Origin of the sequence: Microbacterium kyungheense (genome assembly GCF_006783905.1) — a bacterium.
GTDB classification, from domain to species: domain Bacteria; phylum Actinomycetota; class Actinomycetes; order Actinomycetales; family Microbacteriaceae; genus Microbacterium; species Microbacterium kyungheense.
In genome coordinates, this window is the sequence record NZ_VFPE01000001.1 from 1,359,147 (window position 1) to 1,382,996 (window position 23,850).

The 23,850-nt window shown below is 70.5% G+C and carries 25 protein-coding genes and 1 pseudogene; 23 read left to right on the forward strand and 3 right to left on the reverse strand.

Going from position 1 to position 23,850, the window contains the following annotated elements; genetic code table 11:
• The first annotated feature begins 18 nt into the window (after nt 1–18).
• The 10 genes from FB391_RS06030 (at nt 19) to FB391_RS06075 (ending at nt 11,162) form a co-directional block, all read left to right on the forward strand.
• Nucleotides 19–384, forward strand: coding sequence for a DUF3040 domain-containing protein (locus tag FB391_RS06030; RefSeq protein WP_141893477.1), 366 nt, complete (start codon nt 19–21; stop codon nt 382–384).
• A gap of 211 nt (nt 385–595) precedes the next feature.
• The gene (mraZ, locus tag FB391_RS06035; RefSeq protein WP_141893478.1) at nt 596–1,027 is read left to right on the forward strand and encodes a division/cell wall cluster transcriptional repressor MraZ; all 432 of its coding nucleotides are present in this window, start codon (nt 596–598) and stop codon (nt 1,025–1,027) included.
• 112 nt (nt 1,028–1,139) lie between these two features.
• Nucleotides 1,140–2,093 carry a 16S rRNA (cytosine(1402)-N(4))-methyltransferase RsmH gene (gene rsmH, locus FB391_RS06040; RefSeq protein ID WP_141893479.1) on the forward strand — a complete coding sequence of 318 codons (954 nt, stop codon included), beginning with the start codon at nt 1,140–1,142 and terminating at the stop codon, nt 2,091–2,093.
• Nucleotides 2,090–2,689, forward strand: coding sequence for a cell division protein FtsL (ftsL, locus tag FB391_RS06045; protein WP_141893480.1), 600 nt, complete (start codon nt 2,090–2,092; stop codon nt 2,687–2,689). The genes rsmH and ftsL overlap by 4 nt, the downstream gene beginning before the upstream one ends.
• 40 nt (nt 2,690–2,729) lie before the next feature.
• Nucleotides 2,730–4,514: a peptidoglycan D,D-transpeptidase FtsI family protein gene (locus tag FB391_RS06050; RefSeq protein WP_141893481.1), complete on the forward strand. Its 1,785-nt coding sequence runs from the start codon at nt 2,730–2,732 to the stop codon at nt 4,512–4,514.
• Between the two features lie 45 nt (nt 4,515–4,559).
• A complete protein-coding gene (locus FB391_RS06055; RefSeq protein WP_141893482.1) occupies nt 4,560–5,972 on the forward strand; it encodes a UDP-N-acetylmuramoyl-tripeptide--D-alanyl-D-alanine ligase in 1,413 nt (470 codons plus the stop codon).
• The gene (mraY, locus tag FB391_RS06060) at nt 5,969–7,081 is read left to right on the forward strand and encodes a phospho-N-acetylmuramoyl-pentapeptide-transferase (RefSeq protein WP_141893483.1); all 1,113 of its coding nucleotides are present in this window, start codon (nt 5,969–5,971) and stop codon (nt 7,079–7,081) included. The genes FB391_RS06055 and mraY overlap by 4 nt, the downstream gene beginning before the upstream one ends.
• The gene (murD, locus tag FB391_RS06065; RefSeq protein WP_141893484.1) at nt 7,078–8,649 is read left to right on the forward strand and encodes a UDP-N-acetylmuramoyl-L-alanine--D-glutamate ligase; all 1,572 of its coding nucleotides are present in this window, start codon (nt 7,078–7,080) and stop codon (nt 8,647–8,649) included. Before mraY ends, murD begins: the two co-directional genes overlap by 4 nt.
• A 121-nt stretch (nt 8,650–8,770) precedes the next feature.
• Complete coding sequence (gene ftsW / locus FB391_RS06070; protein WP_141893485.1) at nt 8,771–9,964, forward strand: putative lipid II flippase FtsW; 1,194 nt, start codon at nt 8,771–8,773, stop codon at nt 9,962–9,964.
• A 112-nt stretch (nt 9,965–10,076) separates the two neighbouring features.
• Nucleotides 10,077–11,162 (forward strand): UDP-N-acetylglucosamine--N-acetylmuramyl-(pentapeptide) pyrophosphoryl-undecaprenol N-acetylglucosamine transferase, encoded by a 1,086-nt coding sequence (locus FB391_RS06075; RefSeq protein ID WP_141893486.1) that lies wholly within the window; start codon nt 10,077–10,079, stop codon nt 11,160–11,162.
• A 119-nt stretch (nt 11,163–11,281) separates the two neighbouring features.
• Here FB391_RS06075 and FB391_RS06080 read toward each other — a convergent pair whose 3' ends face one another.
• The gene (locus tag FB391_RS06080; protein WP_141893487.1) at nt 11,282–11,653 is read right to left on the reverse strand and encodes a GntR family transcriptional regulator; all 372 of its coding nucleotides are present in this window, start codon (nt 11,651–11,653) and stop codon (nt 11,282–11,284) included.
• Nucleotides 11,650–12,573 (reverse strand): hypothetical protein, encoded by a 924-nt coding sequence (locus tag FB391_RS06085; protein WP_141893488.1) that lies wholly within the window; start codon nt 12,571–12,573, stop codon nt 11,650–11,652. The genes FB391_RS06080 and FB391_RS06085 overlap by 4 nt, the downstream gene beginning before the upstream one ends.
• 117 nt (nt 12,574–12,690) lie before the next feature.
• Here FB391_RS06085 and murC point away from each other — a divergent pair, with 117 nt between their 5' ends.
• From murC to FB391_RS06130, 9 genes and pseudogenes are all read left to right on the forward strand, one after another.
• The gene (gene murC / locus FB391_RS06090) at nt 12,691–14,115 is read left to right on the forward strand and encodes a UDP-N-acetylmuramate--L-alanine ligase (RefSeq protein WP_141893489.1); all 1,425 of its coding nucleotides are present in this window, start codon (nt 12,691–12,693) and stop codon (nt 14,113–14,115) included.
• A gap of 7 nt (nt 14,116–14,122) precedes the next feature.
• Nucleotides 14,123–15,103 (forward strand): FtsQ-type POTRA domain-containing protein, encoded by a 981-nt coding sequence (locus tag FB391_RS06095; protein ID WP_141893490.1) that lies wholly within the window; start codon nt 14,123–14,125, stop codon nt 15,101–15,103.
• 157 nt (nt 15,104–15,260) lie between these two features.
• Nucleotides 15,261–16,412 (forward strand): cell division protein FtsZ, encoded by a 1,152-nt coding sequence (gene ftsZ / locus FB391_RS06100; protein WP_141893491.1) that lies wholly within the window; start codon nt 15,261–15,263, stop codon nt 16,410–16,412.
• Nucleotides 16,413–17,096 carry a YggS family pyridoxal phosphate-dependent enzyme gene (locus tag FB391_RS06105; RefSeq protein ID WP_141893492.1) on the forward strand — a complete coding sequence of 228 codons (684 nt, stop codon included), beginning with the start codon at nt 16,413–16,415 and terminating at the stop codon, nt 17,094–17,096.
• Between the two features lie 32 nt (nt 17,097–17,128).
• Entirely contained in the window at nt 17,129–17,593 is a 465-nt protein-coding gene (locus tag FB391_RS06110; protein ID WP_141893681.1) for a cell division protein SepF, read from the forward strand.
• Nucleotides 17,594–17,602: 9 nt separating this feature from the next.
• Nucleotides 17,603–17,902 carry a YggT family protein gene (locus tag FB391_RS06115; RefSeq protein ID WP_141893493.1) on the forward strand — a complete coding sequence of 100 codons (300 nt, stop codon included), beginning with the start codon at nt 17,603–17,605 and terminating at the stop codon, nt 17,900–17,902.
• A 141-nt stretch (nt 17,903–18,043) separates the two neighbouring features.
• Nucleotides 18,044–18,616, forward strand: coding sequence for a DivIVA domain-containing protein (locus FB391_RS06120; RefSeq protein ID WP_141893494.1), 573 nt, complete (start codon nt 18,044–18,046; stop codon nt 18,614–18,616).
• 3 nt (nt 18,617–18,619) lie between these two features.
• Nucleotides 18,620–19,189, forward strand: a pseudogene (lspA, locus tag FB391_RS06125) (signal peptidase II); the annotation flags it as partial.
• 250 nt (nt 19,190–19,439) lie between these two features.
• The gene (locus FB391_RS06130) at nt 19,440–20,360 is read left to right on the forward strand and encodes an RluA family pseudouridine synthase (protein WP_141893495.1); all 921 of its coding nucleotides are present in this window, start codon (nt 19,440–19,442) and stop codon (nt 20,358–20,360) included.
• 13 nt (nt 20,361–20,373) lie between these two features.
• Here the strand turns inward: FB391_RS06130 and FB391_RS06135 are convergent, their stop codons facing one another.
• Entirely contained in the window at nt 20,374–20,847 is a 474-nt protein-coding gene (locus tag FB391_RS06135; protein ID WP_141893496.1) for an NUDIX hydrolase, read from the reverse strand.
• Nucleotides 20,848–20,936: 89 nt separating this feature from the next.
• On the opposite strand from FB391_RS06135, the gene FB391_RS06140 reads away from it, so the two are divergent.
• Genes FB391_RS06140 through FB391_RS06155 form a run of 4 tightly spaced genes read left to right on the forward strand, consistent with a single transcriptional unit; the run spans nt 20,937 to nt 23,715 of the window.
• Nucleotides 20,937–21,506, forward strand: coding sequence for a GNAT family N-acetyltransferase (locus tag FB391_RS06140; protein ID WP_141893497.1), 570 nt, complete (start codon nt 20,937–20,939; stop codon nt 21,504–21,506).
• Nucleotides 21,507–21,515: 9 nt separating this feature from the next.
• Entirely contained in the window at nt 21,516–21,965 is a 450-nt protein-coding gene (locus FB391_RS06145; protein ID WP_141893498.1) for a DinB family protein, read from the forward strand.
• 57 nt (nt 21,966–22,022) lie between these two features.
• Nucleotides 22,023–22,646: an RNA polymerase sigma factor gene (locus FB391_RS06150; RefSeq protein ID WP_141893499.1), complete on the forward strand. Its 624-nt coding sequence runs from the start codon at nt 22,023–22,025 to the stop codon at nt 22,644–22,646.
• A 22-nt stretch (nt 22,647–22,668) separates the two neighbouring features.
• Nucleotides 22,669–23,715, forward strand: a complete 1,047-nt coding sequence (locus FB391_RS06155) for a hypothetical protein (protein WP_141893500.1) — start codon at nt 22,669–22,671, stop codon at nt 23,713–23,715.
• Nucleotides 23,716–23,850: the final 135 nt, after the last annotated feature.

The window sequence follows — 23,850 nt, forward strand, 5'->3', positions numbered from 1 at the left end:
AAGTACAGAGGGGGATGCATGCCACTCTCCGAACAGGAGCAGCGCCTGCTGGACGAGATGGAACGCCATCTCATGCGCAACGACGCGGACGTCGTGAGCGCGCCCCGGGGCGGGCGCACGCTGAGCTATCGAAATATCGTCTACGGCACCATCCTCGTGCTGCTGGGCATCGGCGGTCTGATCATGGGCGTCTCGCTGCAGGTCATCGCCGTCGGCGTCATCGGCTTCGTCGTGATGCTGGGCGGGGTCATCCTCGCCATCACCCCCGGACGCGGCGCGAAGGCGCGCGTCGAACCCGAACGGACCTCGAAGCCGCAGGGCAATTCCTCTTCGTTCATGGATCGCATGAACGACCGCTGGGACAAGCGGCAGGAGGAGCGCTGAGCGTCCCCGTCCTCTGACCAGCGTCGCCGTCTGCGACGGCACAGAAGCACCGACCTTCGGGTCGGTGCTTTTTTGTTGCCCGCGCACGGCCGACAGGAGCCCTCAGGGAGCTCACAGGGAGCGCTCAGCATCGAATCGATGGTGAAGTGGAGGAGAGTGGAGTAAAGTGGCGTGCACCCGGGGGGCCGGATGAAGGGGGTGTGATGTACCGATGCTGTTGGGCACGCACACTCCCAAGCTCGATGACAAAGGTCGCGTCATCCTCCCGGCGAAGTTCCGCGACGACCTTGGTGGGGGTGTCGTCGTGACGCGCGGGCAGGATCGCTGCCTGTACGTCTTCAGCGAGGCGGAGTTCGAGCGGGTGCACGAGCGCATCCGCGAGGCGCCGCTCGCGAACAAGCAGGCGCGGGACTTCCTGCGCATGTTCCTCTCGGGCGCGAGCGCCGAGAAGCCCGACAGCCAGAACCGCATCACCATCCCCCCTCCGCTGCGCGCTTACGCCGGCCTGGAACGCGAACTCGTCGTCACCGGCGTGGGCGCCCACGCCGAGATCTGGAACGCCGACGCGTGGAACTCCTACGCAGAGGCCAACGAAGAGAGCTACGCCGAGCTGGAGCAGGAGGTGATCCCGGGACTGTTCTGACGCCCCAGGCCCCGACTCCCAGCCGCTCCCGCCCTGACACACTTCCCCGGTGCCAGGTCAGAGCGGATGGGGATCAGGACCGGGGGACGACGAACAGCAGAACCGGCACATCATGAACCTTCGCGACATCCACACCCCGGTCATGCTCGAGCGCTGCATCGAGCTGCTCGCTCCCGCCCTGCAGCGCGAGGGCGCCGTCTTCGTCGACGCGACGCTCGGCATGGGCGGCCACTCAGAGGCGTTCCTCCAGCGGTTCCCGGGGCTGCGTCTGGTCGGGCTCGACCGCGACACCGACGCGCTGCGCATCGCGGGGGAGCGTCTGGCGCCCTTCGGTGACCGCGTGACCCTCGTCCACACCGTCTACGACGGGATCGCGGATGCCGTCACGTCGGCCGGCTTCGCGCACGCCGACGGCATCCTGTTCGATCTCGGCGTCTCGTCCCTGCAGCTGGACGTCGCCGACCGCGGTTTCGCCTACGCGCAGGATGCGCCCCTCGACATGCGGATGGACCAGTCGGCAGGCACGACCGCCGCCGACGTCCTCGCCACCTACGGCGAGGGCGACCTGCGGCGGATCTTCGAGCGCTACGGCGAGGAGAAGCTCGCCGGGCGCTATGCACGGGCCATCATCGCCGCGCGCGCCGAGGCGCCGATCGAGCGCTCCGGGCGCCTCGTCGAGATCCTGCAGGCCGCGACACCCGCCGCCGCGCAGCGGACGGGCCACCCTGCCAAGCGCGTCTTCCAGGCGCTGCGCATCGAGGTCAACCGCGAGCTGTCGGTCCTCGACCGCGCGGTGCCCTCGGCCCTCGGCATCCTTCCGGTCGGCGGCCGCATCGTCGTGCTGTCGTACCAGTCGCTCGAAGACCGGCTCGTCAAGCGCGCCCTGGCCGAAGCCTCGGCGTCGACGGCTCCGGCCGGACTGCCGGTCGAGCTGCCCGAACACGCCCCCCGATTCCGACTGCTCGTCAAGGGAGCCGAGCTCGCCAGCGACGAGGAGCGCGCGGTCAACCCGCGTGCGACGCCCGTGCGGCTGCGCGCCGCCGAGCGGGTGAGGGAGGACGTATGAGCACCACCGCGCTGAGCGCGCAGGGACTGCCGCGGCGCACTGCGGCGCCTGATCGGGCGGATGCCCCGCGCCGGCGCCTGCGGATCGTCGACGCGCCCGCCCGCCGGCGCCGTCCGAAGCTGCTGTACGGCATCGTCGCGGTCGCAGGGGCCTTCCTCATCGCCGCCGCGCAGATGTCGCTCTCGCTCATGACGACGCAGGGCACCTATGAGCTGTCGACGCTCACTCAGCAGCAGCGCGACCTCACGTACCAGAAGCAGATCCTCTACGACGACGTCGCGGGCCTCAGCTCGCCGCAGTACCTCGCCGCGAACGCGGCGGCGCTGGGCATGGTGATCAACGAGGCTCCGAGCTATCTCCGTCTCAGCGACGGGGCGATCCTCGGCCCGTCCGAGGTCGCGATGGGTGCGTCGTCGGTCGACGCGATCGGCCGCGGGTCGGTCGCCAACGCGCTCATCACCGAGACGCCGCTGGTCACCGTCCCCGACGCGACCATCGGCGGTCTGCCGGTCGAGGTGGCCGACCCGGTCGACGGCGGAGTCGGCAACACACCGCCGCCCATGACCGACGGACTGCCGACCCCGAGCACACACTAGGCCGAGCACACACTGAGACGACGCGAAGCACGAGAAGCAGATGACGACACGAAGCACGAGAAGCCCCCGCCGCCGCACTGTCGTGGCCCTCGGAGTCGTCCTCGCGGTGCTCGCCGGGTTCGTCGTCCGCCTCGTCGACATCCAGGTCGTCAACGCCGACGAGCACGTCCAGGACTCGCTGAATGTGGCGTTCGCCGGCAAAGAGAAGCTGTACGGCACGCGCGGCGCGATCGTCGACACCAACGGGCAGGTCCTGGCGGGCAGCATCCTGCAGTACGACTGCCAGGTCGACCCGCTCCTCATCACGCAGATCGACACGGCGGTGCTGGAGAAGAAGTCAAAGGCGCGCCTGTGGGCCGACGTGTCGGACGACGTCGCCGCCATCACCGGCCAGACGCCGGAAGAGGTGCGCCAGATCGTCGGCGACGCGCTGGCCGAGAACTCCACGACGCAGTACGCGAAGCTCAAGAACGGCCTCTCGACCGAGCAGTTCCGCGCCCTCGCGGACCTCAAGGTTCCGTACCTGCACTGTCAGGAGCACCCCGCTCGCACGTACCCGGACGGGGCGGTGGCCGGCAACCTGCTCGGTTTCATGGGCACAGACGGCCAGGCGCTCGAAGGGCTGGAGCAGTCCGAGAACTCCTGCCTCGCGGCCGAGAACGGCGAGCTGACGTACGAGCAGGGCAAGGACGGCGTCATCATCCCCGGCACCGAGAAAGAGGATGCGGCGACCGACGGCGGGACGCTCCAGCTGACCATCGATCGCGACCTGCAGTGGTATCTGCAGCAGCTCATCGCGGAGCAGACGCAGAACATGGTCGCCCAGCACGGCGCGATCCTCGTCTACGAGGTCAAGACGGGCAAGGTGCGGGCCGCAGCCGAGTACCCGACCGTCGACCCCAACAACGTGGACGCGACCGACAAAGAGGACCGCACGAGCGAGATCCTGCGGGGCACGTTCGAACCCGGTTCCACATTCAAGGGCCTCACCGCGGCGACGGTGATCGACGCCGGCGGCCAGACGCCCGAGTCGACCGTCACGGCGTCCGGCCTGGAGAACTTCCCCGGGGGGGTGCGTGTGCGCGACTCGTTCCAGCACCCCGCCTACGACTACACGCTCACCGGCGTGCTCATCGACTCTTCGAACGCGGGCATCTCGAAGTTCAGCGAGAAGGTCGACAAGCAGACCCGCTACGACTACTTCAAGCGCTTCGGCATCGGCGAGGGCACCGGCACCGGGTACCCGCTCGAGGCGAACGGTCTGCTCTACCCCGCAGACGAGTGGGGCGCACAGACGACCTACAACACGGCGTTCGGACAGGGCGTCACGACGACCATGCCCGAGCTCGCCCGCGCGTACGGCGCGATCGTCGACGGCGGCGTCAGGATGCCGCTGCAGATCGTCGAGTCGTGCACGAAGCCCGACGGCACCGTGGTGAAGCCCGAGGTCGCCGAGCCGGAACGCGTCATCAGCGAGAGCACGTCGGCGCAGATGCGCCAGATGCTCGAGAACGTCTTCCTGCAGGCGAACTACGCCAAGGCGGTCGAGATCCCCGGCTACCGCATCGGCGGCAAGACGGGCACGGGCGAGAAGAGCGACGGCAACGGCCACTACAAGCAGGGCGTCTACTACACGACGATGGTCGGCTTCGCCCCCGCCGACGACCCCGAGTACGTGGTCGTCGTCACGCTCGACGAGCCGACGAAGGTAACATCGTCTGCGGCCAACGCGACCGCGTTCCAGAAGGCCATGACCCAGGTTCTCAAGACCTACCGCGTCATGCCCTCGACGACGTCGCCGGTGCTGCTGCCCAAGTTCGGGTAGTTCCCCCAGTACTGGATAGCCGCCTACGGCCCGGAGTACCGCCACATGATCGCGCTCACCATCGCACAGCTTGCGCATGCCGTCTCGGGCGAGGCCTTCCTCGCCGGGGACGACACGCCCGACACCGTCGTCTCCGGCGCCGTCGACACCGACTCGCGGCTCATCGCCGCGGGCGGGATCTTCGTCGCCAAGCCCGGCGAGGCCACGGACGGGCACCTGTTCGTCGACGCCGCCGTCGCCGCCGGCGCAGCCGTGGCGATCGTCGAGCGCCGGGTGGTGGCATCCATCACGCAGATCGTCGTCGAGGACGCCGTGGCGGCCCTCGCGGACCTCGCGCGCGCGGTCGTGAAGACGGTGCGGGATGCCGGCGACCTCCGCGTGGTCGGCATCACCGGTTCCAACGGCAAGACCACCACGAAGAACCTCCTCGCGCGCATCCTCGAGGGCGAGGGCGAGACCGTCGCCCCGAAGGCGTCGTTCAACAACGAGGTCGGCGCCCCGCTCACGATGCTGCGGGTCACCGCCACGACGCGGTTCCTCGTGAGCGAGTTCGGCGCCAGCGCGCCCGGCGCGATCGCCCGGCTCGCCGGGCTCGTCGACCCCGACGTCGGCGTCGTGCTGATGGTGGGCATGGCCCACGCCGGCGGATTCGGCGGCATCGAGGGGACGTTCCACGCCAAGTCCGAGCTGGTCAAGGCGCTGCGACCCGGGGGAGTGGCGGTGCTCAACGCCGACGACGCCCGCGTGGCCGCGATGGCGCCCATCGCGGGCGAGCACGGTGCGAGCGTCCGGTGGTTCGGGCGCGGGCCGGAGGCCGAGGTGCGCGCGGACGATGTCGTCGTGACGGCATCCGGCACGTCCTTCACCGTCACGGCCGACGGTGAGTCCGTCCCGCTCCGCCTCAAGGTCCTCGGCGAGCACCACGTCATGAACGCGCTGGCCGCGATCGCCGCCGCGACGACGCTGGGCGTGAGCCTCGCCGACGCCGTCGCGCGCCTGGAGACGGTCGAGATCGCCGAGCGCTGGCGCATGCAGCCGCTGGGATCGGACCGGGTGCGGATCATCAACGACGCGTACAACGCGAGCCCTGACTCCATGGCCGCCGCCCTGCGCACGCTGGCTCAGATCACCGCGCCCGAGGAGCGCACCGTCGCCGTCCTCGGCGCGATGAGCGAACTCGGCGAGTACTCCGAAGAGGAGCACGACCGCGTCGGCCTGCTCGCGGTGCGCCTGGGCATCCAGCGCATCGTCGTGGTCGGAGACGGCGCCCGCCGCATGTACCTCGAAGCGGTCGCGCAGGGTTCGTGGGACAACGAGGCCGTGTTCTTCTCGACCGCCGACGAGGCGTTCGACTACCTGCAGGGCGAGCTGCGCGACGGTGACCGCGTGCTGGTCAAGTCCTCGAACTCCGCAGGGCTCCGGTTCCTGGGCGATCGTCTGGGAGAATCGTTCTCGTGAGATCTCTCCTGACCGCGGCGGCGATCTCGCTGGCCTTCACGCTCTTCCTCACGCCCGTCTTCCTGCGGCTGTTCCGCAAGTGGGGGTGGGCGCAGGTGATCCGCACGCCCGAGGACATCCGCAATCCCAATCACCAGACCAAGCGCGGCACGCCGACCATGGGCGGCACGATCTTCATCGTCGGCACCATCGTCGGCTATCTGGTCGGCTGCTACACGGGCAACAACCCGCCTACGATCTCTGGCCTGCTCGTCATCTGGATGATGGTGGGCCTCGGCGTCGTCGGATTCATCGACGACTACATGAAGGTGCGCCAGCAGCGCTTCATGGGCCTGAGCGGGTGGCGCAAGGTCGTCGGGCAGATCATCGTCACCGTGCCGTTCGGCATCGTCGCCCTGAACTTCCCCAACCTGTACGGGCAGACGCCCGCGTCGCCCTTCATCTCGATGTTCCGCGACATCCAGCCGCTGTCGTTCATGGCGCTCGGCGCCGTGCTCGGCTGGCTGCTCTACCTCGCGTGGGTGTCGTTCATCGGCGTGGCGTTCTCGAACAGCACCAACGTCACCGACGGCCTGGACGGCCTCGCCGCCGGCTCGGGCATCTTCGTCACCGGGGCGTACAGCCTCATCGCGTTCTGGCAGTTCAACCAGGCGTGCTGGGGTGGCAGCGACCTCTCGTCGGGCGCGCAGATGGCGTGCTACCCGACGCGCGACCCGTTCGACCTGGCGATCATCTCGGCGTCCTTCGTGGGTGCCCTCGTCGGATTCCTGTGGTGGAACGCGCCCAAGGCGAAGGTCTTCATGGGCGATGTGGGCTCGATGTCGATCGGCGGCGTCATCGCCGCGATGGCGATCCTCACCCGCACCGAACTGCTCGCGGTGCTCGTCGCAGGCGTGTTCATCATCGGCCCGGGCTCGGTCATCCTGCAGCGGCTCTACTTCAAGATCACGCGCGGCAAGCGCCTGTTCCTCATGAGCCCGTTCCACCACCATCTCGAGATGCGCGGCTGGTCCGAGGTGACGATCGTCGTACGGATGTGGATCATCGCCGGCCTCCTCGCCGTCTCGGGCATCGGATTCTTCTACGTCGAATGGCTCTCCCGCACATGACCTCCGACCGCCTGCGCGCCCTCACCAGCTGGAACGCCGACTGGAAGGGCCTTCGAGTCGCCGTGCTCGGCCTGTCTGTCACCGGGTTCTCGGTCGCCGACACGCTCACGGAGCTGGGCGCGGAGGTGCTCGTCGTAACCGAGAAGGCCGACGAGGAGTACGCACGCCTGCTGCCGGTCATCGGCGCGCGACTGTGGACCGGCCCCCTGGACGCCGTGCCCGCCGAGCTCGTCGAGTTCGCCCCCGAGGTCGTCGTGGCCTCGCCGGGGTTCGCGCCGCGGCATCCCGTCGTCGTCTGGGCGCGCGAGAGCGACATCGCACTGTGGGGTGACGTCGAGCTCGCGTGGCGCGTGCGCGACAAGGTCGTCCGGGCCGACGGCACCCCCGCGGACTGGGTGCTCATCACCGGCACGAACGGCAAGACCACGACCACGCGGCTGACGGCGACGATGCTCGTCGCCGGCGGACTGCGCGCGGCGCCCGTCGGCAACATCGGCACGCCTGTCCTCGACGCGGTGCGCGACCCGTCCGGCTTCGACGCGCTCGTCGTCGAGCTGTCGAGCCATCAGCTCTGGTACCTGGGACTGCAGGACTCGCCCGAGCCGCTCTCGCCGCACGCCGCCGTGTGCCTCAACCTCGCCGACGACCACCTCGAATGGCACGGATCGTTCGAGGAGTACCGGGCGGCGAAGGCGCACGTGTACGACAGCACGCGGATCGCGTGCGTGTACAACAAGGCCGATGCCGCCACTCAGGCCATGGTCGAGGACGCTGAAGTGGTCGAGGGCGCACGCGCCATCGGCTTCGATCTGGGGATCCCCGGGCCGAGCGACCTCGGGGTCGTCGAGGGCATCCTCGTCGACCGGGCGTTCCTGGACGACCGCCACAAGAGCGCGCTGGAGCTCACCACCGTCGAGGAGCTGTCCTCCCTCGGGCTCGGTGCGCCCCACATCGTCGCCAACATCCTCGCCGCGGCTGCCCTCGCGCGCTCGCTCGACGTCCCCCCGGCGGCGATCCGCGACGCGCTGCGCGGGTTCCGCCTCGATCCGCACCGCATCGAGATCGTGGCGCGCCACGAGGGCATCACATGGGTCGACGACTCCAAGGCCACCAACCCGCACGCGGCCGCCTCATCTCTCGCCGCCTACCCGGGTGCGGTCTGGGTCGTCGGCGGACTGCTCAAGGGCGTGGACATCTCGGAGCTCGTCGCCGGACGCGGCGCAGCCGCCAAGGCCGCCATCGTCATCGGCGCGGATCGCTCCGCCGTGGTCGCCGCGTTCGAGCGACACGCGCCGGCGGTGCCCGTGTTCGAGGTCGAGGCCGTCGAGACTGAAGAGGTCATGGCGCATGTCGTCGAGCTGGCGGCAGGGGTGGCGCGTGACGGGGACGTGGTTCTGCTCGCTCCCGCTGCGGCATCCTTCGATCAGTTCGCATCGTATGCGGACCGCGGTCGCCGATTCGCGGCGGCGGTGAGGGAACGGATCGGAACGGAGGCCCCGGGTGACGACGACAGAGCCGCCTCGGGTCCGGGCGACCCGGCCGACCCCGCCCAGCCGGACGCGGACTGACACGGCGCCGACGACACCCGTCGAGGCGCCGTCTAAGAGCACTCCGCGGCGGCCCAGGGCCGCGAAGGCCTCCGAGGAGGGGGCCGCGGACAAGCCGGCCAAGCGCGGGCTCGCCGCACGGGTGTCGCTCGGGCGGGTGTTCGCCCCGGTGCCGAGCGAGTTCCTGCTGATCGCCTCCACGGCGCTGCTGCTGACCGCCTTCGGCCTCGTGATGGTGCTGTCGGCGACCTCCGCGATCGCGGCTTCGCGCGGTGAGGCGCCCTGGGAGGACGTGATCAAGCAGGCGGCGTTCGCCGCGATCGCGCTTCCGCTCATGTTCATCGCGAGCCGACTGCCCATCTCGTTCTTCAAGAAGATGGCGTGGCCGGCACTCATCTTCGGCGTCGCCTTCCAGCTGCTCGTCTTCACGCCTCTCGGTCACTCCGCCGACGGCAACCGCAACTGGATCACGATCGCCGGCTTCCAGGCGCAGCCGTCGGAGTTCCTCAAGCTCGGGCTGGCCCTCTGGGTGGCGTACGTGCTCTTCCGCAAGCGGACGCTGCTGACGAAGTGGCAGCACGTGTTCATCCCGCTGGTTCCAGTGGCCGGGTTCGCGATCGCCACCGTGCTCGCGGGCGAGGACCTCGGCACCGCGATGATCCTCGTGCTCATCGTGCTCGGCGCCCTGTTCTTCTCGGGCGTCAGGCTGCGCATCTTCGTGCTCCCGGCGATCTTCGCCGCCGGTGCGGTCGCCGTGCTGGCGGTGACCAGCCCCGACCGCATGCGCCGGTTCATGAGCTTCTTGAACCCGAACTGCCTCGCCGACTACTACAACGACTGCTACCAGCCGTTGCACGGCATCTGGGGCCTCGCGAGCGGCGGGCTGTTCGGGCTGGGGCTCGGCAACTCGCGCGAGAAGTACGACTGGCTGCCCGCGGCCGCCAACGACTACATCTTCGCGATCGTCGGTGAGGAGCTCGGCCTCATCGGCTGCGCGGTGGTGCTCGCGCTGTTCGCCCTGTTCGCGGTGGGTGCGTTCCACATCATCCGCAAGACCGACGACCCGTTCGTGCGCATCGCGGCCGGCGGCATCACGGTCTGGATCGTCGGCCAGGCGCTCATCAACGTCGGCGTCGTGCTGCGCGTGTTCCCGGTGCTGGGCGTCCCGCTGCCGTTCATGTCGCAGGGCGGTACGTCGCTGCTGTCCGTGCTCGTCGCGTGCGGTGTGCTCCTCGCGTTCGCGCGTTCGCTGCCGGAATCCGTCGCGCGCCGCGAGGCGAAGATCGCCGAGGCCCGCGCCGCGCGCGAACGGGCGAAGCTGCGCGCGGTCCGCTGACCCGCATTCGCATCCCGGTCCGGGCGCGTGTCGCGCGTCCGGCACAGGCGGTACGCCCCGAACGGGCATCGCCCGCCCCGAACCCGGGCGACCCGCCCGGTAGGCTCGGGGAGTGACGACGTATCTCCTCGCGGGCGGTGGCACCGCCGGCCACGTCAACCCCCTGCTGGCCGTTGCGGACGCACTGCGCGCCCGCGACTCCGAGGCCGACGTGCTCGTGCTCGGCACGCGCGAGGGCCTCGAGGCCCGCCTGGTACCGGAGCGCGGCTACGAGCTGCTGTTCGTCGACAAGGTGCCCTTTCCGCGTCGCCCGAACGGTGCGGCCGCGGCGTTCCCCTCGCGGTTCCAGCGCGCGATCGGGCAGGTCCGTCGCCACATCGTGGAGCGTCGTGTCGACGTCGTCGTCGGCTTCGGCGGCTACGCCTCGGCTCCCGCCTACGTCGCCGCGCGCCGGGAGCGCGTGCCGTTCGTCGTGCACGAGGCGAACGCGCGCCCGGGACTCGCGAACGTGCTGGGCGCGCGCCGCGCCGCGGGTGTCGGCGTCGCATTCGAAGGGACGCCGCTCAAGGGCTCGCGCGTGGTGGGGATGCCGCTGCGCGACGAGATCGTCACGCTCGACCGTGCCGCGCTCCGCGCCGAGGCGGCCGCCTACTTCGGCCTGGACGCGTCGAAGCCTGTGCTGCTGGTGTTCGGCGGCTCCCTGGGTGCTCAGCGCCTCAACGAGGCGTTCGGCGAGGGCCACGGTGCGGCCTGGCGCGACGTGCTCGACGCCGGCTGGCAACTGCTGCACGCGACGGGGGAGCGTTCGGACCTGCCCGACCCCGGAGCGCCCGGCTACGCCGTGGTCCGCTACCTCGACCGCATGGACCTGGCGTTCGCGCTGGCGGACGTGGTGGTCTCGCGGGCGGGCGCCGCGACGGTCAGCGAGATCAGTGCCCTGGGCATCCCGACGGTGTACGTGCCGTACGCCGTGGGCAACGGCGAGCAGGCGCTCAACGCGTCGTCCGCGGTCCGCGCCGGAGCCGCTCAGCTGCTTCCCGACGCCGACTTCACGGCGGAGCTCGTGCGCGCGGAGGTCGTCCCGCTGCTCGCCGACGAGCCCCGGCGCGCCGCGATGGCGCAGGCCGCGGCATCCGTCGGCATCAAGAACGGCACCGACAACGTCGTCGCCATGATCGACGAGGCGCTGCGGAGTTGATCGGGCTCTCCCAGATCAGGAGATCTGGCGAGAACAGGCGAATCCCGGCGAAATCGTCCTGTCCTCGCCGGATCTCCTGATCTCGGCAGCCGATGGAGCCCAGGACCACCTCTTGCGCGCTACGCGGTCGCCGTCCCGGATGAGCGCAGCGCGGCCGCGACGATCGCCAGAGCCTCGTCGGTGTCGAGCCGCAGATCGCGCACCTGTGTCGCGAAGGCGGCGGCCGCACGCTGGAGCTGCTGGCGCGCGGGGTCGGCGTCGAAGGCGACGAACGTCCCGTTGCGGCCGCGGGTCTCGATGATGCCGGCGGTCTCGAGCTCGCGATAGGCGCGCGCCACGGTCCCCGGCGCGACGCCCAGGTCCTCGGCGAGGCGGCGCACCGTGGGGAGCCGCTCGCCCGCGCCGAGCTCGCCCGACGCGACGGCATCCACGAGCCCCGCACGGAGCTGCTCGAACGGCGGGACGGGCGAGGCGGGGTCGATGACGATCATGCGGGGCTCCCTTCGGGATCGGCTGCCGGGACCGGGGTGCGCAGCCACTCCGGATAGAGTGCGGGCCGAAGGGGGCGCTGGCCGTTCCATCCGAGGTAGATGAACTGCGGCGCGATCACCGCCCAGGTGGGAAGCTGCGTCGCGAGCGCCGCCCACAGCGTGCCCGGGCTCGCCAGGATGATCACGCCGAGACTGAGCGCGAGAGCGGTGACCTGGCAGGTCACGAGTGCCAGGCTGCGCAGGGTCTCGGTGCGGAACGCGTCGTCCCACGCGAGCTCCAGGGTGTCCGCCGCCGGCTGCGGTCGGTCGAGCACGAGACGATCGAGGAGCGGGCGAGCGCACTGCAGCGCAACGGCGACTGTTGCGACCACGCTGAATGCGACGACAGACGTCTGCGCGGCGCTCTCGGACGCTGTCGATCGCGTGGCGACGTCGGCGACCACGGTGACGACGAGGAGGGCCGCCAGCACCCATGGTGCGCGGAGCCCGGCGGGACCGAGGTAGTCGCGGGTGCGCATGCGGGTGAGCCGGGCGATCCGCGGAACATGCGGCGCGGGGTGGAAGAGGCGCTCGCGCAGATTGAGGAAGACGTGCGCCGCAGCGGTCGGCAGCAGGATGCACGGCACCACCGCGATGAGGAGGAAGTAGGTCTCAGTGCCGAGCGGCGTCATCAGCAGGGGTGCGGCCCCGCACAGTCCGACGAGCGCCGTCGCGAGGGACCACGTGGTGCCCCGTCGGGTCCGGGCGGCGATCACGTCGCGCGTGGCGGCGGTCCCGTAGGGCAGCCGCAGGCGTCGAGACATGGCGTCGGCCCGTCGGTAGGACGACGCGCGCCCGGTCATCGCCGCGAGCAGCACGAGCAGGACGACGGCGCTGATCGCCATGAAGGCGATGTTGAACGAGAGGGTCGTGCGGTCCACAACCCCGTTTGTACCCGTTATGTACCAATGTGTCAATACAGAATGGATGCCGCCACCGGGGGTCGCCGGGCGTGCCGGGGCCGCGGCATCCCGTCGCCAACTTAGGATTGACGGGTCATGATCAGACCCGATCTCAGTCTTCCCATTCCCGACGACATCACCGCCGCCCACTTCATCGGGATCGGCGGATCCGGCATGTCGGGGCTCGCCCGCATGTTCCTCGAGCTCGGCGTCCGCGTGTCGGGCTCCGACCGCGCAGACAGCGCCGCGCTGCGGGACCTCGCAGCGCTCGGCGCGACGGTCCACGTCGGCCACGACGCCGCCAACCTCGCCGACGACGTCGACACCGTGATCCACACCGGTGCGATCTGGCCCGAGAACCCCGAGTTCGTCCTGGCGAAGGAGCGCGGGCTCCACGTGATCCACCGTTCGCAGGCGCTGCACTGGCTCATCGGCGGGCGCCGGCTGGTGTCGGTGGCCGGCGCGCACGGCAAGACGACCTCCACCGGCATGCTGGTCACCGCGCTCAGGGACCTCGGCGTGGATCCGACGTTCGTCAACGGCGGCGTGATCGCACAGCTCGGCGTCTCCAGCGGCACCGGCTCGGACGACGTGTTCGTCATCGAGGCCGACGAGTCCGACGGCACGTTCCTGCTGTACGACACGTCGATCGCCCTCATCACGAACGTCGACCCCGACCATCTCGACCACTGGGGCACGCGCGACGCGTTCTACGACGCGTTCGCGCGGTTCGCGAACGAGGCGCGCGAAGCCGTCGTGATCTCGTCCGACGACGCCGGCGCCCAGCGGGTGGCCCAGCAGCTGAGCCATCCGCATGTCGTGACCTTCGGCGAGGCCGCGGACGCCGTGGTCCGCGTGGGCGACATCGTCACGGACGGCCCGGTCTCGTTCTCGGTGACGTACCAGGGCGTGACCGTCGGCGCGCGGCTGCCCATCCCGGGCGCGCACAACGCGATCAACGCGGCGGGAGCCGTCGCCGTCCTGCTGACGCTCGGCCACGACCTCGAGCCCGCCGTCCGCGCGGTCGAGGGGTTCGCCGGCACCATCCGCCGCTTCGAGCTGCACGGCGTCGAGCGCGGCGTCAGCGTCTTCGACGACTACGCGCACCACCCGACGGAGGTCGCCGCCGCTCTCGCGGCCGCCCGCACCGTTGTCGGCGACGGCCGGATCATCGCGATCCAGCAGCCCCACACCTACTCGCGCACGCAGGAGATGTACCGCGAGTTCGCGGACGTGCTCGAACGCTACGCCGACCACACCGTGATGCTCGACGTCTACGGCGCGCGTGAGGACCCCGTGCCCGGCGTCACTGGCGAGCTCGTCAGCGGCGCCTTCGCCGATCCGTCGCACGTGCACTACGTCGCCGACTGGCAGCAGGCCGCCGACTACACCGCGACCGTCGCGCGCGAGGGCGACTACGTCATCACGCTCGGCTGCGGCAACGTCTACCTCATCATCCCGCAGGTGCTCGACGCGCTCGCCCGCACCGATGCGCCGGCGGTGCCGGCGCCGGGGGAGTAGGGGCCGCATGCGTCGTCCGTCGCCGCTGCCGCAGTCGCCCGTCGCACCGCGCGGCGGGGCGGCCACCGGTGCGCGCGCGGCGTCGGGGCCGGCGGACGCCGTCGCCGATCGGGATGCTGGGACCGTCATCCCGCTCGCACCCGGCGCGCGCGACGAGGAGGGCACACGCGACGACGGCGTCCCGGCGACCTCCGGGCCCGACACGGCGGACGGCGTCGCCGACGAGGTGGGATTCCGCGAGGTGCTCAAGGCCGCACGCGCCCGCCGCAAGGCGCTGCGCGCCGAGGTGCGCCGGTTCACGGTGCGCCAGCGACGGCGGCGCGCGCTGTGGCTCGGGGCTGCGGCATCCCTCTTCCTGCTCGCTCTGGGCACCATCGGCGCCGCGTACAGCCCGCTGTTCGGCGTGGAGAAGATCTCGGTGGTGGGGGCGCAGCAGCTGAACGAGGCGGATGTCGCCGCTGCCCTGTCGGGTCAGCTCGGCACACCGCTGCCGCTCGTCGACGAGAGCGCCGTGAAGAAGGCGCTGGTGGCGTTCCCTCTCGTGGAGACGTACGCGCTCGAAGCGCGGCCGCCGCATGAGCTCGTGATCCGCATCGTGGAGCGGACGCCGGTCGGGCTCATCGAGACGCGTGCCGGCTACACGCTCGTCGACGCCGCGGGAGTCGCGCTGTCGACGACGGCCACGCCGACCGCCGGCGTCCCCGTCCTCACCATCACGGGTGGCGTGGACTCCGACGCGTTCGCGGCGGCCGGCCAGGTGATGAGGTCTCTGCCCGACGACATCCGTTCACAGGTGACGGCGGTGTCGGCATCCACCCCCGACGACGTCACGCTCACGCTCGGCGGCACGAACACCCAGGTGGTGTGGGGGAGCGCCGAGCAGTCGGCCCTGAAGGCGATGGTGCTGCAGAAGACGATGGCCGGAAAGCCGCCGGCCGACGTCTACACGTACGACGTGTCGTCGCCCGAAGCCGTCGTCGTGCGCTGACGCACAGCGGGCAATTCGCGCACAGGTTGACGCGACACGCCGACTCGTTGCAGGCTGCGGCGCGGCATCCGCTTACTTTCGAGACATCGGAATTGCATACCGGGCAATTCTTTATACCTCTACTAGAGGTTGAAGGTTTACAAGCCAGGGGGCCGGCATGAGCCAGAACCAGAACTACCTCGCCGTGATCAAGGTCGTCGGCGTCGGCGGCGGCGGTGTCAACGCGGTGAACCGCATGATCGAGCTCGGCCTGCGCGGCGTCGAGTTCATCGCGATCAACACCGATGCCCAGGCGCTGCTCATGAGCGATGCGGACGTCAAGCTCGACGTCGGACGCGAGCTCACCCGAGGGCTCGGCGCCGGCGCCGATCCCGAAGTGGGTCGTCGTGCCGCCGAGGACCACGCCGAAGAGATCGAAGAGGCGCTGCGCGGCGCCGACATGGTCTTCGTCACGGCGGGCGAAGGCGGCGGGACCGGCACGGGCGGCGCGCCAGTGGTCGCCAAGATCGCCAAGTCGATCGGCGCGCTGACCATCGGTGTCGTGACCAAGCCGTTCTCGTTCGAGGGCCGCCGTCGCCAGCAGCAGGCGGAGTCCGGCGTCGCGCGCCTCAAGGAAGAGGTCGACACTCTCATCGTGGTGCCGAACGACCGGCTGCTCGAGATCAGCGACCGGGGCATCTCGATGATCGAGGCGTTCGCCACGGCCGACCAGGTGCTGCTCGCCGGTGTGCAGGGCATCACGGACCTCATCACGACGCCGGGTCTCATCAACCTCGACTTCGCGGACGTCAAGTCCGTCATGCAGGGAGCGGGCTCCGCCCTCATGGGCATCGGCTCGGCACGGGGGGCGGATCGCGCCATCAAGGCCGCCGAGCTCGCCGTCGAGTCGCCGCTGCTCGAGGCGTCGATCGAGGGCGCGCACGGCGTGCTGCTGTCGATCCAGGGCGGGTCGAACCTCGGCATCTTCGAGATCAACGACGCCGCGCAGCTCGTCAAGGAGGCCGCGCACCCCGAAGCGAACATCATCTTCGGCACGGTCATCGACGACACCCTCGGCGACGAGGTGCGCGTCACCGTGATCGCGGCGGGCTTCGACGGCGGCGAGCCGCAGGCCCGCATCGAGCCGATCACGGCCGCGCGGGTCGTCTCGACGCCCGCACTTCCGGTGACGCCCGCCGAAGAGGCCGCCAAGGACCGCGATGTCGTCGAGCAGCCGGCCGTGCCGGTGAGCGTCGGTGCCGTCACCGAGTCCTCGTACGACTCGGCGTTCAGCGACGACGACCTCGACATCCCCGACTTCCTGAAGTAAGTGTCGCTCGCAGACCGCCTCGCGGAGGTGGACGGGCGGATCGCGGATGCCGCACGCGCGGTCGGCCGCGATCCGTCCGAGCTCACCCGCATCGTGGTGACCAAGTTCCATCCGGCGTCGCTCGTCGACGAGCTGTACGGCCTCGGCGTGCGCGACGTCGGCGAGAACCGCCAGCAGGAGCTCAGCCGCAAGGTCGGCGAGATCGGCGACAGCCCCGGCCTGCGCTGGCACTTCATCGGGCAGGCGCAGACCAACAAGGCGCGCGCGATCCGGTCGGCAGCATCCGTCGTCCACTCGCTCGACCGCGCCCGGCTCGCCGACGCGCTGCACGGTGCCGCCGAACCGGGCGATCCCGCCCTCGACGTGCTGCTGCAGGTGAACCTCACCGACGATCCCGGGCGTGGCGGCGTCGATCCCGACCAGGTCGTGTCCCTCGCCGAGCACGTCGCAGCGCTCTCGTCGCTCCGGGTGAGGGGTGTCATGGCGGTCGCCCCGCTCGACGAGCCTCCCGCGCCGGCGTTCGCGCGCCTGCGGGGCTGTTCGGAGGCGCTGCGGAGCGTCGTCCCGGCGGCGTCGTGGATCTCGGCGGGCATGACCGCCGACTTCGCGGAGGCCATCGCGGCCGGCGCGACACACCTACGCATCGGGTCGGCAATCACCGGGCCCCGGCCTGAACGCGGTTAACCTCGGAACAGATGAGCACTACGGAGGATGCGATGTCGAACCCGCTCAAGAAGACCATGGTGTACCTGGGCCTCGCCGACGAGGAAGAAGTCTACGAAGAGCCGGCGCCCCAGCCCCGTGCCCGCACCTCCGAGAAGGTCGTAGAGAAGGCGGCAGCCCCCGTGACCCCGATCCATCGCCCCACCGTCGTGCGTCAGCCCGCCCCGGCGGCCATCAACGAGATCCTGACGGTCCACCCCAAGCAGTACCGGGATGCCCAGGTCATCGCTGAGAACTTCCGTGACGGCATCCCCGTCATCATCAACCTCTCGCAGATGAGCGACGCCGACGCGCGCCGCCTGATCGACTTCGCCAGCGGGCTGTCGCTCGGGCTCTACGGACGCATCGAGCGGGTCACCAGCAAGGTGTTCCTGCTGTCGCCCGAGAACGTCGCGGTGTCGGGTGACGGGGCGGTCGCACAGGCCGACCCGGACTCGGTTCCGTTCGCGCAGCCGTAATCTGGCTACGTGGCAGTCGTCTCACTCATCGCAGCGATCCTCAACCTCGCGCTGCTCCTGTACGTCTTCGTGCTGCTCGCGCGGCTGATCCTGGACTGGATCCCGTTCTTCAACCGTGAATGGCGACCGCACGGCGCCGGCCTCGTCGCCGCCGAGATCGTCTACACGGTCACCGACCCGCCCATCAAGCTGTTCCGCCGGTTCATCCCGCCACTGCGCATCGGCGCGATCGCGATCGACTTCGGGTTCGCCCTGACGATGCTCCTGTGCTTCGTGCTGCTGAGCATCACCAGGGCCCTCGCAGGCTGATCGGGTCGTTTCCCCGGGAGTCGCCTGAGAGCGGTCGTCCTTCGACAGTCTCAGGACCCGCGGCTATGCTTTGCTGATACGAAAGGCCGCCGACCGGCGGCCTTACCGACATCGGCCCAGACGCTCGAAAGAGGAATCACCATGGCTTTGTCCCCCGATGACGTCGTCACCAAGCAGTTCCAGCACGTCCGCTTCAAGGAGGGCTTCGACCCCGACGAGGTGGACGACTTCCTCGACGAGATCGTCGTCGAGTGGCGCAAGGCCCTCGCCGAGAACGAGGAGCTGAAGGCGAAGCTGGCGGCGTACGAGTCGGGTGCCGCGCCGGCGCGCGCGGCCGAGCCCGCCCCCGCACCGGTCGTCGAGGCAGCCCCGGTCACCGGTGCCGCCCCCGCCGCGAGCGCGGGCATCATCGAGCTGGCGCAGCGCCTGCACGACGAGCACGTCGCCGAGGGTGTCGCGCAGCGCGACCAGCTCATCTCCGAGGCCAAGGCGCAGGCCGCCAGCATCGTCTCGGACGCCGAGACCCGCGGGCGCGAAGAGCTTGCAAAGCTCGACCGCGAGCGTGTCGGCCTGGAGAGCAAGATCACCGAGCTCCGCAACTTCGAGCGCGACTACCGCGCTCAGCTGCGCAGCTACATCGAGGGCAAGCTGCGCGACCTCGAGACCACGGCGACGAGCTCCGGCGCTCAGCCGGTGTCGTCGCTGGGCCTCTAACCCTTGTCGGGCCGAGCACCCCTTCGTCGGGCGGCGGCCGGCACCATCATCGCGATCCTCGCGCTGACGGTGCTGGCCGCCGACCAGTTGGCGAAGCACTTCGCTCTCCAGAACCTGCCGTACCAGGAGCCGGTGCGCGTCATCGGCGACTTCCTGATCTTCTACCTGACCCGCAACTCCGGCGCGGCGTTCTCGCTGGGCGCCGGGGCCACCTGGATCTTCACGATCGCGCTGGCGGCCGTCGCCGTCGTGATCGCATGGCTGGCAGCGCGGCGCGTGCGCTCCCGGCTGTGGGCCGTCGCACTCGGGCTGCTGCTGGGCGGCGTGCTCGGCAACCTCGGCGACCGTCTGTTCCGCGACCCGGGCTTCGGCGTCGGTCACGTCGTCGACTTCATCGACACCCCGTGGATGTGGTTCATCCCGGGGATGCCCGGCGGCATCTACAACATCGCCGACATGTTCATCGTCACGATGATGATCGGCGTCGCCATACTCGTGCTCGTGGGGGTGCACATGGACGGTTCGCGAGACCGTGACCGCAAGAACGATCAGGACCAGACCGCCGATCGCGGCGAGGAGACGATCCTCGGCGCCGACGGCGACGAGTTCGCGCCGGGCGGCGCCGTCGAGGGCTTCGGCGACGAGTTCCCGGTCGCGGACCCGGATGCCGGAATCCCCGCCGAGGAGCGCGGGCTGCCGCCCCTGACGGACGCCGAGCAGCGTGCGGTCGAGGCGGAGGCCGAGGTCGCGGCGGAGCGCGCCGAGGCGGACCCGGAATCCGGCCGCGATCCCGGACGGCCCGGCTCGGGCGCCCAGCTCTGACGTGGAGACCCGCAGCCTCCCCGTCCCGGACGGGCTCGACGGCACCCGCGTCGATGCCGCCCTCGCGAAGATGCTCGGGTTCTCGCGTACCTTCGCGGCAGAAGTCGCGGACGCCGGCGGCGTGACGATGGACGGGCGCACGCTCGCGAAGTCCGACAAGCTGCGCGGCGGCGCGTGGCTCGACGTGTCGTGGTCGCCCAAGGAGGAGCCGCGCGTCGTCCCCGTCGAGGTGCCGGACCTGGGCATCGTGTACGACGACGACGACATCGTCGTGGTCGACAAGCCCTCGGGCGTCGCCGCGCACCCGTCGCTCGGCTGGGAGGGCCCCACGGTGCTCGGCGCCCTCGCCGCCGGCGGGTACCGCATCGCGACGACCGGCGCTGCCGAGCGGCAGGGCGTGGTGCACCGGCTGGACGTCGGCACGAGCGGCCTCATGGTGGTCGCCAAGACCGAGCGCGCGTACGTGGCGCTCAAGCGCGCCTTCAAGGAGCGCGAGGTCGAGAAGATCTACCACGCCGTCGTGCAGGGGCACCCGGACCCGCTCGTCGGCACGATCGACGCGCCGATCGGCCGGCATCCGTCGCACTCCTGGAAGTTCGCCGTCACGCCGGACGGCAAGGACTCGGTGACGCACTACGAGACCCTCGAGGCGTTCCCGGGTGCGGCGCTGCTGGAGATCCACCTCGAGACCGGCCGGACGCACCAGATCCGGGTGCACATGGCGGCGCACCGCCACCCGTGCGTGGGCGACCCGCTCTACGGCGGCGACCCCACGCTGTCGGCGCGGCTCGGGCTGATCCGCCAGTGGCTGCACGCGCACGAGCTGTCGTTCGCGCACCCGGCGACCGGCGACTGGGTGACCTTCACGTCGGACTACCCCGCGGATCTCGCCCACGCGCTGGACGTGCTGCGCGGCGACTGACGACGCCCGAGGCTCAGCGGCCGCCCTCGAAGCGCGCCCGCCCCTCGGCCCGCGCGTACTCGATCCGGCGGTACATGTCCGGCAGCTCCAGAGGAGGCAGGTCGTCGAGGTCGTACCAGCCGACCTCCGCCATCTCGCGGTCGGCCGGATACGGTTCGCCCGACACCCACTCGCAGCGGAACACCAGGTCGAGGTAGTCCACCTCGTCGCCGTGCGGGTAGACGACGCGCGGCAGCTGGTGCACCCACGCGAGCCGTTCGACGCGGCAGACGATGCCCGCCTCTTCGAGCGTCTCGCGCACCGCCGCGTCGGCCGGCTCCTCGCCCGGCTCGACGATGCCGGTGATCGGCGTGAGCGCTCCGTTGTCGCTGCGGCGGCCGAGCAGGATGCGGTCGCCGCGCAGGACGACCGCGGTCGCGCCGACGAGCGGCAGGGCGGTGGTGCCGACGTGGCGGCGCAGTTCGAGGACGAAGTCGGGGGTGGCCATGGGGTCAGCCTAGGCGCCGGTCCGAGTGGTCGCCGTCGCGCAGCGTCTGCCTGTCGTGTGGTGTCGGATGCCTCGGCCATAGTGGGCGCATGACGATCGATGTGCGACCCGCCACCGTGTTCGAAGACGTCGCGGCGGTGATCGGGCCGAAGAACCCCCAATCCAGCGTGTGCTTCTGCCTGAGCTACCGCATCCCCTCGAAAGAGGCGAACGCGCTGCGCGGTCCGGATCGGGCGGAGCGCGTGCGCCGCCTCATGGACGAGGAGGGACCGATCGGCGTGCTCGCATACGACGGCGATGAGCCCGTGGGGTGGGCGGCGGTGGCGCCGCGCACGCGCACGCATTTCGCGACGTTCCGCAAGATCCCGCACGTGGACGATCAGGATGTCTGGTCGCTGTGGTGCTTCCGCGTCCGGCCCGGCCACCGGAAGAAGGGCGTGATGCATGCGCTCATCGACGGCGCCGTCGAGTTCGCCCGCGAGCAGGGAGCACCCGCGATCGAGGGCTACCCGGTCGACAACGACGGCGCCAAGGTCGACCTGACCATGGCCTACGTCGGCACGCGTCGCCTGTTCGAGCAGGCCGGCTTCACCAAGGCCGTCGACACGACGTCGGTGCTGTCGGGATTCACACGTGTGCTCATGCGGCGCGACCTCTAGCGTGGACGCGTGAACGAGCTCCTCCGCCGCCGCCTCGAGCGCGCCAATACGCTGTACCTCGACTTCGTCGACACGATTCCCGCCGAGCACCTGGGCTCGCGTCTGCCCGGTCTGCCGTCCGACGCCGTCGGCCACCAGCTGTGGTGCGTGCTCGGCGCCCGGGTGAGCTTTCCGAAGGCCGCGCGGGCGGGGGAGTGGCAAGGCTTCTCAAGCCCCGTCGACCGGGACGGGTCGTCGGATGCCGCGGCCGTCCGGGCCGCGTTCGTCCAGACAGGCGCCGACGTGGACGAATGGGTCGCCGGGATCGATCCCGCCGACGAGGATTCGCTGCGATACGTCCTCGCGCTGCTGGAGCACGAGACGATGCACCAGGGGCAGCTCATCCGCTACCTGTACGGACTGGGGATCGACCGCCCGCAGACCTGGCAGCAGCAGTACGCGCTCGACGAGGACTTCTAGGCGCAGCGACGTCTGAGATTCCGTGAACCGTCGGCGGGGCATCCGGCAATACCTGATGTGAGCCGAACACCACCAGTCAGCACCGACAGCGACATCATCCGCCGCTCCGCCGTCGAGCCCGCCGCGTTCGCGGAGGTGTTCGAGCGGCACGCCCGTGTCGTCGGTGCGTTCGCCGCCCGTCGGGTGGGCGTCGACGCTGCGGAGGACGTGCTGAGCGAGACGATGCTCGTCGCGTTCCGTCGCCGCCGCGACTTCGACGCGACGTGGGAGTCCGCGCGGCCGTGGCTGCTCGGGATCGCCTCGCGCGTCATCAAGAAGCACCGTGCTGACGAAGCCCGGCAATGGCGCTCCTTCCAGGCCTCTGCGTCGCGTGGCGAGCACAGCAGCGACGGCGCCCTCGATGCCGTTGCCGATCGCGCGGACGCTTCGGCGTCCGTCCGCGCCCTCGCGCCGCGCATCGCGGCGCTGGCGTCGCGCGACCGGGACGTCCTGCTGCTGTACGCGTGGGCCGATCTCACCTATGACGAGATCGCCGTCGCCCTCGGCGTTCCCGTCGGCACCGTGAGGTCGCGCCTGAACCGCGTGCGGCGCAAGCTCGCGCCGCCGGGGTCGCACGCGTCTGTCCGGCTCACATGGATCGCGAAGGAGGAGACCGATGGAGCTTATGGAACGAGTGCGTGAGATCGGGGCGGATGGCCCGTCCGTGCCCGACTCCGGCATCGATGCCGTGCGGGTCGGCCTGCTGCGCGAGATCGCACGCGAGGGGCGAAGGGATGCCGGCCCCCGGCGCCGCCGGACGGTCCGGTGGATCGGCGGCTCCGCGCTGGCCGGCGGCGTTGCCGCGGCGCTCGTGGTGGGCATGGTGATGGTGCCCGCGACGGCGCCCACGGCATCGGCGGCGCAGACGGTGCTGGAGAAGGCGGCGGTCGCCGGCATCCGCGCCGCCGCGACTCCCGTGCCCGCCGGGAGCTACACCCGCGTGGAGACCGCATTCACGTGGGCCACGACCTACGACGAGCAGATGCCCGCCGGTGCCGAGTTCAACAACGCGCACCGTCAGGACGCGGATGCCGTGCTCCTGATCCAGGACGAGTCGAGCGTGTACGTGCCGGCCGACTCCGGCGGCGACTGGGTACGGGAGCGCGATCCGTACCGCGTGGCAGACGCCGCCGGCCCGCTGTCGTCCGTGGCCACCGGCGCGTGGGAACGTGAGATGGCGCCCGCGACAGCGGGGCTCGCGGGCGTCACGCGCTACCCGGGCGGGATCGTCGAGGGCGGGCGCGACGGCGACGCGGTGACATACCACCTCGACGGACGGGAGACCTTCGCCGACATGCCGGCCGACCCGGACGGCGTCGTCGAGTGGTTCGAGGAGCGGTATGGCGCCGAAGGCGAGTCGGACGGCATCGCGCACTTCTTCATCGAGACCCTGGGCGATCTGATGTCGTTCAACCTCGCGTCCGCCGACGCACGGGCCGGAATGCTCCGGGCGTTCGCGTCGCTTCCGGGAGTGGAGGTGGTGTCGGCGGACGGTGCGCTCACGACGCTCTCGTACGAGCAGCACTTCGAGGCAGGGGCTGCGCGCGTCGAGTTCGTGCTCGACACCGCGCGCGGCTACATCCTGCAGTCGACTCACTGGGGGATGGGCGAGTACGACGAGCCGGTGGCGTTCGAGGGCATGCCGGACTGGCAGACCCGGACGGTCTCGACCGTGTCGGTCGTCGATTCCGCGCCCTCACCTTCACCCTGAACTCGAGGGTGAACCGACCTCAGCGGCCGGTCCCGCCGACACCCGGCGGGGCCGGCCGTCGTGTCCCCGGTCGTCCGTAGACTCGGTGCGTGGCATCCGATTCCTTCGTCCATCTGCACGTGCACAGCGAGTACT

Bases quoted from the DNA above. Each gene is read 5' to 3' on its own strand.
- FB391_RS06030 (WP_141893477.1), top strand. From the start codon at position 19: ATGCCACTCTCCGAACAGGAGCAGCGCCTGCTGGACGAGATGGAACGC.
- mraZ (WP_141893478.1), top strand. From the start codon at position 596: ATGCTGTTGGGCACGCACACTCCCAAGCTCGATGACAAAGGTCGCGTC.
- rsmH (WP_141893479.1), top strand. From the start codon at position 1,140: ATGAACCTTCGCGACATCCACACCCCGGTCATGCTCGAGCGCTGCATC.
- ftsL (WP_141893480.1), top strand. From the start codon at position 2,090: ATGAGCACCACCGCGCTGAGCGCGCAGGGACTGCCGCGGCGCACTGCG.
- FB391_RS06050 (WP_141893481.1), top strand. From the start codon at position 2,730: ATGACGACACGAAGCACGAGAAGCCCCCGCCGCCGCACTGTCGTGGCC.
- FB391_RS06055 (WP_141893482.1), top strand. From the start codon at position 4,560: ATGATCGCGCTCACCATCGCACAGCTTGCGCATGCCGTCTCGGGCGAG.
- murD (WP_141893484.1), top strand. From the start codon at position 7,078: ATGACCTCCGACCGCCTGCGCGCCCTCACCAGCTGGAACGCCGACTGG.
- FB391_RS06080 (WP_141893487.1), bottom strand. From the start codon at position 11,653: ATGATCGTCATCGACCCCGCCTCGCCCGTCCCGCCGTTCGAGCAGCTC.
- murC (WP_141893489.1), top strand. From the start codon at position 12,691: ATGATCAGACCCGATCTCAGTCTTCCCATTCCCGACGACATCACCGCC.
- FB391_RS06095 (WP_141893490.1), top strand. From the start codon at position 14,123: ATGCGTCGTCCGTCGCCGCTGCCGCAGTCGCCCGTCGCACCGCGCGGC.
- ftsZ (WP_141893491.1), top strand. From the start codon at position 15,261: ATGAGCCAGAACCAGAACTACCTCGCCGTGATCAAGGTCGTCGGCGTC.
- FB391_RS06110 (WP_141893681.1), top strand. From the start codon at position 17,129: ATGTCGAACCCGCTCAAGAAGACCATGGTGTACCTGGGCCTCGCCGAC.
- FB391_RS06120 (WP_141893494.1), top strand. From the start codon at position 18,044: ATGGCTTTGTCCCCCGATGACGTCGTCACCAAGCAGTTCCAGCACGTC.
- FB391_RS06135 (WP_141893496.1), bottom strand. From the start codon at position 20,847: ATGGCCACCCCCGACTTCGTCCTCGAACTGCGCCGCCACGTCGGCACC.
- FB391_RS06140 (WP_141893497.1), top strand. From the start codon at position 20,937: ATGACGATCGATGTGCGACCCGCCACCGTGTTCGAAGACGTCGCGGCG.